The following is a 9,889-nucleotide window of genomic DNA, read 5'->3' as shown; positions in this document are numbered from 1 at the left end:
ATAATGAAATTGACCAATCTATGCCTGCTATAAACGATTTGTCTCAGTTTTTAAAAGAACAAAACGTTGAGTTTTACTTTGCTTTACCACCGTCAAAAACGAATGCATTATCATTTAAATTACCTTCTCATATTCACACATATGCACAGGAAAATTTAAATTACTTTCTAAAGAAGCTTCCAGCAGACGTAAAGCCAATAAAACTTATGGAACACTTTAAACAGAACTATACAAACGAAGAAATACAAGACATGTATTTCAAAACAGATCATCATTGGAATATGGACGGTGCCTTCTTAGGTTACCAATATATAATGAACACAATCGGGCAACAATCTTCTATATATAAAGGAAAAGAAATAAAAAAAGAAGACTACACTCGGACATGTGCGCAAAATAAACATTTAGTCGGAAGTTTTAACAACCAACTATACCAACTCATCGATGCCAATGGTGAAAAATTATGCTACTACACACCGAAAGACGGTTTCAACTTCACAAGCGTAACCGCAAAAGATGTGCAAGGTACGATTCACCAAAACTTAGATGAAATATACGGCGTAGAAAAACAAAAAGATACAACATCATACGCAGGTTATTACACGGATGACTATCCAGAAATCGTCATCGAAAATAACAACGCACAAAATGAAGTACGCGCCCTAGTCCTAAAAGACTCATTCGCAAACGCAATCGTGCCACACTTAGCACAAAGTTTCAAACACACATCTATCCTCGACCTGCGTCACTATCACGAAAAAGATGTATATCAATACATTCAAGACAACAACATTAACATGGTATTGTTCGTGTATAGTGATTCGAATTTGAGTGGGGATATGTTTAAGTTTAAGAAATAGAAAGAAGGCTCTTGTATTTTTACAAGAGCCTTCTTTCTATTAAAAAAATCAGCAGGGATGAATCCCCACTGATTTTTCACTTTATCTATAATCGACTTATAGATTTGGATTGTTAAGAACGTTCACTTGTACTGCTTGTGAACCAATTTCACTTGTTACAACATTCTTATCGCCTAATACTTTGAATACTAATGTACCTTTGTCAGTGTACTTAGATAATTGATATGCAACTGTGTTAGAAACAGTTAGATCAAGTTTTGTATCAGGTGATGCACCGTATTGACCTACTTTAGATACAAGTTCAAAGTTTTTAAATGCTACATTACCTTCTGTTACGTTCACATATAATGAACCTAGAGTTTCACCGTTAGCATTACATTTTCAACAATCTTCTTATAACCATTTACAACTATCACAGAAAAAGATTATAATTACAAAATATAACTATAAAGATGTTGGTACGTTAATCGACATCTTTATTAGCATACCTATTTTCTTACCATTTACTAAATAAAACATTTGATCCTAATATTATACATATATATAACATTAGGATTTTAAAACATATGTCTTATTTCTCAAACTTCTTTTTTTATAAGCATAAGTTTACAATCACTTATGAAATTCGACATTTTCTTTTTTAAACTCTTTTGAGTTCAAATCACTTATGATGTATCGAGACGCTGTTGAAATTTGCTCTCGTAATTCTTCTACTCTTTGTTCCAATTTTGCTTGTATATATTCTTTTTGTTCTAGTTGCTTCATTGCGACATTATACAAAGTTTCAGCCGTCCAGTCACCATCTACGTTTCCGATAATCGGCTGATTTACTTGTTGTAAAAATGAATCAACCTTTGGATCATATGAAATACCTACCATGGGAATATTAGCAACGGCTGATAGTATGAGCGCATGAAGTCTCATACCGATTAGAAGCGAACATTCCGACAAAATTGAAATTTTCTCATGAATATCGAGCTTATACGGAAGCATATGAGCTTCTTCTCCCATTAAATTAATAATATCGCGTGATGCATTTTGATCAAATGGTCCATGCATTGGTACGAATAAAATATGGTATCCATCACGCTTAAATTTTTTCAGCGTATCTGCTAGCTTCTTCATATAATCTTCTTTCGCGTCCCAATACCTCACACTAACTGCAATTACTTTCCCTTGAATCGCATGTTTTTGCAACCACTCCGACTTCATTCCTTCTGCTTGACATGCCAATACTGGATCTGGAACTAGTTCGATATCCTTCTTAATACCAATTTCTTTTAAATACAAAAATGAATCTTCATCACGAACTGATATATATTCCGCTTTTGATACTTGCCATTTCACTAATAAACGATTTTGTCTTTTCGTAATTGGACCAATTCCTTGCGCATAAATATAATACGGCTTCTTCAAAAAACGAGCAATTCGCATAATACCCGTATAGTACAAAATACTTTTAATACTCGTTTTATCTTGAAGGAGGCTTCCTCCTCCGCTAATTAAGCCATTACTTCTCTTTATTTCCTTATAAATTGCTCTTATATCCCAGCGATTTACTGCCTCTACACCGTACATTTTTCTTGTATAGTCGGGGTCATTCGAAAGTACAACAAGCTCAAGAGTGGGATCCTCTTCATATAGCGCTTTAATAATTGATTGCAAAATTGCTTCGTCCCCAACATTATAAAAACCATAATATCCTGATAAAACTAACCGCACTCTTAATCTCCTCCAACATTTCGCAATCAACTTTTTGTCATTCAACAAATCGCTATCAACTCTTTAATAAGAAAAGTTGGATAACTTCAAATTGATTTCTTTCACAAACATATAAATAGCCATACTCATTTATGGACTCATTTACTTACGTAAAAATGGGATTTGCTTTTTGGATATCCAGTTCAACTTTAATGCGCATATGCCATATATGAACAAGGCCACACAAAACGCTACACCACTATATATTATTGCAATAAGTCTAGAATCTACCACATTTATGAAAGTAGATGTGAAATATAATCCTATACCTACTATACTAGATACCCCAATTACAGCAAAAAATCTCCCCATGTGAATCGAATAAGCCAATTCTTTTCGAATGTATATATAGTTTACGATACAAATCATGATATATATGATAAGTGTGCTATAAGCCGCACCAGTTATGCCAAATTGACTTACAAGTACTATATTTAATATGACTTTTACAAAACTCGCTCCAACAACTATCCACGCCGCTTGCTTAGAACGGTTAATTCCTTGCAAAATTCCTATTGATAATACCATAAGTGACGTAAAATACGAACTACCAATTAAAATAGCTAACATTCCGCTCCCTTTCGCATCTGTAAACAATCCAACATTTAACGGGATTGTAAGTGCCATGAGCCAGATTGTTATCGGCGTTGTTAAAACATGAGCAAGCTCATTTGTTCGTTCAATTGTTTGTTTGGCTAAGGCTATATCTTTTTTTGTTAATGCAGCAGTTAACAATGGGATTAACGGAAATACCATCGCACTTGCAAACACGACAATTAATTGTGTAAACGCGAATCCACGACTATATATACCAAATTGTTCTTGAATCGTTGTAGTGGATTCATGCAACATATGTGGAATCGTTACAGAATCAACTAAATTTAACACCGGCATCGATAATGCTCCAACTGCAATTGGAATCGAAACCTGAAGTATCTTTTTTGCATTATCTTTAAAATCTTGTAGTGAATATGCGTTACTTTTATAACGATATACACTTTTTACATACTTCAATCTCAAATAGATAAGTGACGTAATTACCCCAAGGCAAGAACCAATCATTGCGCCGCCTGTTACAACGTCACTCCCTTTATTCCAAGATACAAATAAGAATGCAATTGCTAACATAAAGAAAACACGAATGAACTGCTCAATTACTTGTGACAACCCGGTAGGAATCATATCCCCAAAACCTTGGAAATACCCTCGATATACCGCCATATATGGTGCGATTAATAACGCAAACGAAGTGACAATTAGTGGAAGTTTTGTATCTTGTCCACCAAGCATATTTGCAAACATACTTGATCCAATCATAATAACTGAAAATCCAAGAACTCCAAATATTACTCCAATAATAGATGCTGAAGTAAATAGTTTGGCAATTCCGTCCTCGTCATTCTTCTCATGAAGTTCAGCAATTAATTTTGATATAGCTAGCGGTACTCCCGCTACTGATAAAGTTAAAGCTATCATATACACAGGAAAAACAAGGCGGAAAATCCCCAGCACTTCATCTCCTGCTATATTTTGTAATGGGATTTGAAAAAAACTTCCCAACACTTTCGATAGAAACGTTGTAATCGTTAAAATCGCAGCGCCTTTCACAAACTTATTATTCATCTTCTAGCTCTTTTCTTTCAATATATAATTTCCATACCTATTACATCATAAAACGAGATAGCTATATTCTTCTCTTTTTTGAAAAATCTCATTTAGCTATCATACCAAATTTCTTATACATTGAATACTCTCTTTCTTTCTAAGTTTTAAATATATTATGTACAATAACACCTTATTTATATCCAGTTTTTTCTTGAATTTACTACTTCTACTTATTCAGGATAAACATGTGCTATAATGTAGCTATTGTCAGTAAGAGGAGTGTTTACAACATGCTGAATTCGGTAAAAAAGCTGTTAGGAGATTCTCAAAAGAGAAAACTAAAAAAATATGAACAACTTGTTCAAGAAATTAATAATCTAGAAGAAAAACTATCTGATTTATCTGACGAAGAATTACGTCATAAAACGATCACATTTAAAAACATGCTACATGATGGAAAAACAGTGAATGATATAAAAGTTGAAGCATTCGCTGTTGTACGTGAAGCAGCAAAGCGTGTACTTGGATTACGTCACTACGATGTGCAGTTAATTGGTGGCCTTGTACTATTAGAAGGTAATATTGCAGAGATGCCAACTGGCGAAGGAAAAACATTAGTTTCTTCTCTTCCAACATACGTACGTGCTCTTGAAGGAAAAGGCGTTCACGTTATTACTGTAAACGACTATTTAGCAAAACGAGATAAAGAATTAATTGGCCAAGTTCATGAATTTCTAGGTTTAAAGGTTGGATTAAATATTCCTCAAATCGATCCTGCCGAAAAGAAACTTGCTTACGAAGCTGATATTACATACGGTATTGGAACAGAATTTGGCTTTGACTATCTACGTGATAATATGGCCTCTTCAAAAAATGAACAGGTACAACGTCCTTATCATTTTGCTATTATCGATGAGATTGATAGCGTTTTAATTGACGAAGCAAAGACACCTCTTATTATCGCTGGTAAGAAATCAAGCAGCTCCGATTTACACTATTTATGTGCAAAAGTTATTAAATCATTCCAGGATACTCTTCATTACACATACGATGCAGAATCGAAATCTGCTAGTTTTACAGAAGACGGTATTACAAAAATAGAAGATTTATTTGATATCGATAACCTATATGATTTAGAACATCAAACTTTATATCATTATATGATTCAAGCATTACGAGCTCATGTCGCTTTCCAATGTGATGTTGACTATATTGTACACGATGAAAAAATTCTACTTGTAGATATTTTCACGGGTCGTGTTATGGATGGTCGCTCTTTAAGTGACGGTTTACACCAAGCTCTTGAAGCAAAAGAAGGCTTAGAAATCACTGAAGAAAATCAAACACAAGCGTCCATTACAATTCAAAACTTCTTCCGTATGTATCCAGAACTATCTGGTATGACAGGTACAGCAAAAACGGAAGAAAAAGAATTTAACCGTGTATATAACATGGAAGTTATGCCGATTCCGACAAACCGTCCGATCATTCGTGAAGACAAAAAGGACGTCGTATACGCAACAGCCGATGCTAAATATAAAGCTGTACGTGAAGATGTTCTAAAACACAATAAACAAGGACGCCCGATTTTAATTGGAACAATGTCTATTTTACAATCAGAAACCGTTGCTCGTTACTTAGATGAAGCAAATATTACATATCAATTATTAAATGCAAAAAGCGCAGAACAAGAAGCTGATTTAATCGCAACTGCTGGACAAAAAGGACAAATTACAATTGCGACGAATATGGCCGGACGAGGTACCGATATTTTACTAGGTGAGGGTGTTCACGAACTTGGTGGATTACATGTAATCGGGACAGAACGCCATGAATCGCGACGCGTTGACAATCAGCTAAAAGGTCGTGCTGGTCGCCAAGGTGACCCAGGTAGCTCTCAATTCTTCCTTTCTTTAGAAGATGAAATGCTAAAACGTTTCGCACAAGAAGAAGTCGAGAAATTAATGAAATCACTGAAAACAGATGAAACAGGACTTATTCTAACTTCTAAAGTCCATGATTTTGTGAACCGTACACAATTAATTTGTGAAGGTAGCCATTTCTCAATGCGTGAGTACAATTTAAAGTTAGACGATGTAATAAATGACCAACGTAACGTTATTTATAAATTACGTAATAACTTATTACAAGAAGATACAAATATGATTGAAATTATTATTCCAATGATTGATCATGCTGTAGAAGCCATTTCTAAGCAATATCTTGTAGAAGGTATGCTTCCAGAAGAATGGGATTTTGCTAGTTTAACAGCAAGTCTAAACGAAATTTTATCAGTAGAAAACATGCCATCACACCTCTTTGGACAGGCTTTTTCTTTATGTAAAATTTATTTCGTTACGAATAAACGTTCAATATGATATTCAGCTTCTAGTTTGCACATTTCATCTGCATGCTTTACTTTATTTCTTTTTAATTGCTCCACTTGTTCTTCGCTCGGTTTTTCATTAATAAGCTCGTTAATTTTTTCATTTACTTTCATTGCTAACGCTTGATGGAAATCTGGATGTCCTTTCAACTCATCATCTACTTTATTGATCCAAGTTGATTTTGTGTATAAATACTGTTTCCACTGTTCAACAAATTGTTGCATATCAAACTTTTCTTCGTTCCATTCAATTTCTTTCATATACTTCTCAAAAGAAACAACAATTGAGCGTGTAATCCCAATTTTCACTCCGTGTGGCAACTGTTTGTACATCAATTATTCCCCCCAGCTTAAAGCTCTTCCTTCCAACGAAAATTCTCATAATTCATATACATTAATATAATATTACATACCTAATCTAGAATGTTACTATACTGCTAAGATTAATAAATTCCAATAAAAGAAAAATATTAAAACAATAAAAAACACCCTCATACGAGGGCATTTCCTTGCATAACATCAGCTTCTGTAAATAGTAATTTATCTTTCTGCTCACTACTCGCCATTGTTACTAATATCTTTTCAATATGAGCAGGCACTTGCTCTAGCGTTACACTCAATCCTGACTTACCCGACTGCTCAATGAAATTCAATAACGCCATAGCTCCTGATACATCCATATAGCGTGTATCTTTCATACGTAAAACAACCGGAGATTTTACGTCTTGTAAAGCATAAAAAACACGATCCACTGTTAAAAACGAAAGTGGGCCCTTAATTTTATATATTGCTTCCTTTTCTTTTACAATAGAAGCTTTACGTTCTTTACATTTCACCATGTATATAATGAAGGCAAGAATAATACCGAACGCAACCGCGATCATTAAATCAAACTTCACTGTGACAATCATCGTTACGAGCATAACAACGACATCACCTTTTGGCGCTACATGCATTTTCTTCATGCTCTCCCAATCAAACATGCCAATACCAGTTAAAATTAAAATACCTGATAATACAGCAAGTGGAATGTATTGTACGACTGATCCAAGTCCCATAATGAAAATAAATAATATAACACTATGCATACTTGCTGAAAGCGCCGTTTTACCGCCACTTCTTATATTAACGATAGATCGTACAGTCGCACCTGCCCCTGCTAATCCGCCAAACAATCCGCTCATCACATTACCTATACCTTGTCCGACCAGTTCTTTATTACTTTTATGACGTGTCCCCGTCACGTTATCCATTACAACCGATGTTAACAACGAGTCAATCGATCCTAATAAAGCAATACTAAGCGCTGGTAAAATAAGTTCTGCTATACCTGTTCCACTTAAAGATGGAATATGAAGCGTTGGCATCGCTTCTGGAATCGTCCCAATCTTTTCAATCACCTTATTTAATGACAAATTTCCGATAACCGGTAACTTCACTGTAAGCCCTTCTAACGCAGAAGAAAATAAAGGAAGCATAGCTGTCACACCTACTAATGCGACTAAACTAGATGGAATAGCCTTAATCCACTTTCCAGAAACAATCATGACAATAATCGTTAATACGACGAGTAGAAAACTATTTTGCACATGCTTCATTTCACCTAAAATAATAATTAATGCGATACCGTTCATAAATCCTGATACGACAGGATAGGGAATGTACCGCACGTAAGATCCAAGCTTACATACACCGAATAAAATTTGAAACAGTCCCGCCATCATAAATACTATAAAACTCGCCTCTAATCCGTGCGTCGCAATAACCCCTGTTGCAATAACCGTAATCGGTCCAGTTGGTCCCGTAACCTGCCCAGGTGTACCACCAAATAACGCCGCAAATAAGCCTGCAAAAATTGCACCATACAATCCGACTAGTGCTCCCTCAGACGTTCCCGTTGCAGCAATACCAAATGCAATGGCAAGTGGCAATGCAACAATCGCAACAGTAAAACCTGCTAAACATTCCTTTGCTATTTTTTGAAACATATAATAACCACCTTTGTATAAAGTCCATTTTCCATTGTACACCTAAAAGGATACATTCGTTAGTCCACTTTTTACAGTATCGTGACGTAAACGCATTCAATTGTAAGCTCCTACCGCATCTTTGGAAACTATTATAACTATGATATAATGGATAAATTAAATCTTTTATTATATATTTGGAGGCACTATGCTAACTTTTGAAGAAAAATTATCGATCATTGAATCTTTCCCAGAATTAGAAAGAAAAAACGTATCATTAAAACGTGTGAACTTTCACTTTGAAGAAAGTCGTTTAGATAAAAAGAACGTTGTATATCATTTACATCCAAATGGAAACGGATTTGTATATGCAAGTGGGATTAAAGGTTACAAAACGGATGATAAAGGTATGGTTAACATCCGTGAGTTTTCAGCAGATGAGTTACGCTCAGTAATTGAGCAATCAATTGAACTATTATCACAAGAAGAAATCGTAGTTCCTGCAGAACCTGCAAAAGAAGAAGAATGGCAGAACGAAGACGGTCATATCCTTACTCTTATCTCAGAGGACGATATGTGGAACGTGTACGCTGGTGTAAATTTAGACGGTACATTCAACTCTTATCCAGAAGCTGCGGAATACCTTGATGAAGAAGGATTTTCACGTAAATAATACGATTCAATGAGGCTGTCCCTTTTTTAGGGACGGCCTCTCTTATTAAGTATGTCTTTTGGATCGCTCTCCTAAATTCATGGCATCAAAACTTTTCATTCTCACTATCCCCTATAAAAATTTGAATTTAACAACTATATATCTCCGCAGTAAAACAGATCAATTCAAACAATATTTAATAAGGAAGATTCAATTTAGCTAAGTACGAAAAAAAGCGAAGACTTATCGTCTCCGCTTTTTTTCATACATTTCGTTTCCGAACGAACTCTCATCATTAATTTTTTGAACGTCTAAACAACCTTGCACCTAAAATTAATGTTAACATCCCCGCGATAACAGAAGTAGCTTCAGTTGATGCTCCACCTGTTTGAGGAAGTACTTTTAATTGCTTATTATCTTCTTCATTAGATGTTACTTCAGATTTATCTTGTACATCTTGTTTGTTTTGTACTTCTGGTTTGCTTGATACTTCCGGTTGCTCTAACACATTCGGTTCTTCTTTCACCTTTGGTTCTTCCGGCTTTAATAAGTCTTTCATTTCTTCTGTTGTTTCTTCTTTATTTTCTTCTTCGATCGGTGTTACCAAGATCTCCGGTTGCTCTTTTACCTCTGGCTTCTCTAACACATTCGGCTCTTC

General features: G+C 35.0%; 8 protein-coding genes and 1 pseudogene. 3 read left to right on the top strand and 6 right to left on the bottom strand.

What is annotated here, in order from left to right:
- On the top strand, positions 1-860 hold an 860-nt coding region (gene patB1, locus MR083_RS25205), incomplete at its 5' end, for a secondary cell wall polysaccharide O-acetyltransferase PatB1 (protein ID WP_242270014.1).
- A 96-nt stretch (positions 861-956) separates the two neighbouring features.
- On the opposite strand, the gene MR083_RS25200 is transcribed toward patB1, so the two are convergent.
- The 3 genes from MR083_RS25200 to MR083_RS25190 form a co-directional block, all read right to left on the bottom strand.
- Positions 957-1,202, bottom strand: a complete 246-nt coding sequence (locus MR083_RS25200; protein ID WP_001103254.1) for a hypothetical protein — start codon at positions 1,200-1,202, stop codon at positions 957-959.
- Between the two features lie 270 nt (positions 1,203-1,472).
- The gene (gene csaB / locus MR083_RS25195) at positions 1,473-2,582 is read right to left on the bottom strand and encodes a polysaccharide pyruvyl transferase CsaB (protein WP_242270013.1); all 1,110 of its coding nucleotides are present in this window, start codon (positions 2,580-2,582) and stop codon (positions 1,473-1,475) included.
- A gap of 141 nt (positions 2,583-2,723) precedes the next feature.
- On the bottom strand, positions 2,724-4,244 hold the full coding sequence (locus MR083_RS25190; protein WP_242270012.1) for a putative polysaccharide biosynthesis protein: 1,521 nt from the start codon (positions 4,242-4,244) through the stop codon (positions 2,724-2,726).
- Positions 4,245-4,516: 272 nt separating this feature from the next.
- Between MR083_RS25190 and secA2 the strand changes: the two are divergent.
- Positions 4,517-6,538, top strand: a pseudogene (secA2, locus tag MR083_RS25185) (accessory Sec system translocase SecA2); the annotation flags it as partial.
- A 35-nt stretch (positions 6,539-6,573) separates the two neighbouring features.
- Here secA2 and MR083_RS25180 read toward each other — a convergent pair.
- Positions 6,574-6,945 (bottom strand): hypothetical protein, encoded by a 372-nt coding sequence (locus tag MR083_RS25180; RefSeq protein ID WP_000278023.1) that lies wholly within the window; start codon positions 6,943-6,945, stop codon positions 6,574-6,576.
- 158 nt (positions 6,946-7,103) lie between these two features.
- Positions 7,104-8,600 carry a SulP family inorganic anion transporter gene (locus MR083_RS25175; RefSeq protein ID WP_000486700.1) on the bottom strand — a complete coding sequence of 499 codons (1,497 nt, stop codon included), beginning with the start codon at positions 8,598-8,600 and terminating at the stop codon, positions 7,104-7,106.
- 187 nt (positions 8,601-8,787) lie between these two features.
- Between MR083_RS25175 and MR083_RS25170 the strand changes: the two genes are divergently transcribed.
- Entirely contained in the window at positions 8,788-9,252 is a 465-nt protein-coding gene (locus MR083_RS25170) for a hypothetical protein (RefSeq protein WP_000955012.1), read from the top strand.
- 274 nt (positions 9,253-9,526) lie between these two features.
- On the opposite strand, the gene MR083_RS25165 is transcribed toward MR083_RS25170, so the two are convergent.
- On the bottom strand, positions 9,527-9,889 hold a 363-nt coding region (locus MR083_RS25165; RefSeq protein ID WP_065383413.1), incomplete at its 5' end, for an LPXTG cell wall anchor domain-containing protein.

The organism is Bacillus cereus group sp. BfR-BA-01408 (assembly GCF_022663305.1).
GTDB lineage: Bacteria > Bacillota > Bacilli > Bacillales > Bacillaceae_G > Bacillus_A > Bacillus_A pacificus.
This window is presented reverse-complemented; position numbering and strand designations above follow the sequence as displayed.

Coding starts and splice junctions, on each gene's coding strand:
- MR083_RS25170 (WP_000955012.1), top strand. CDS start 8,788: ATGCTAACTTTTGAAGAAAAATTATCGATCATTGAATCTTTCCCAGAA.
- MR083_RS25175 (WP_000486700.1), bottom strand. CDS start 8,600: ATGTTTCAAAAAATAGCAAAGGAATGTTTAGCAGGTTTTACTGTTGCG.
- MR083_RS25190 (WP_242270012.1), bottom strand. CDS start 4,244: ATGAATAATAAGTTTGTGAAAGGCGCTGCGATTTTAACGATTACAACG.
- MR083_RS25180 (WP_000278023.1), bottom strand. CDS start 6,945: ATGTACAAACAGTTGCCACACGGAGTGAAAATTGGGATTACACGCTCA.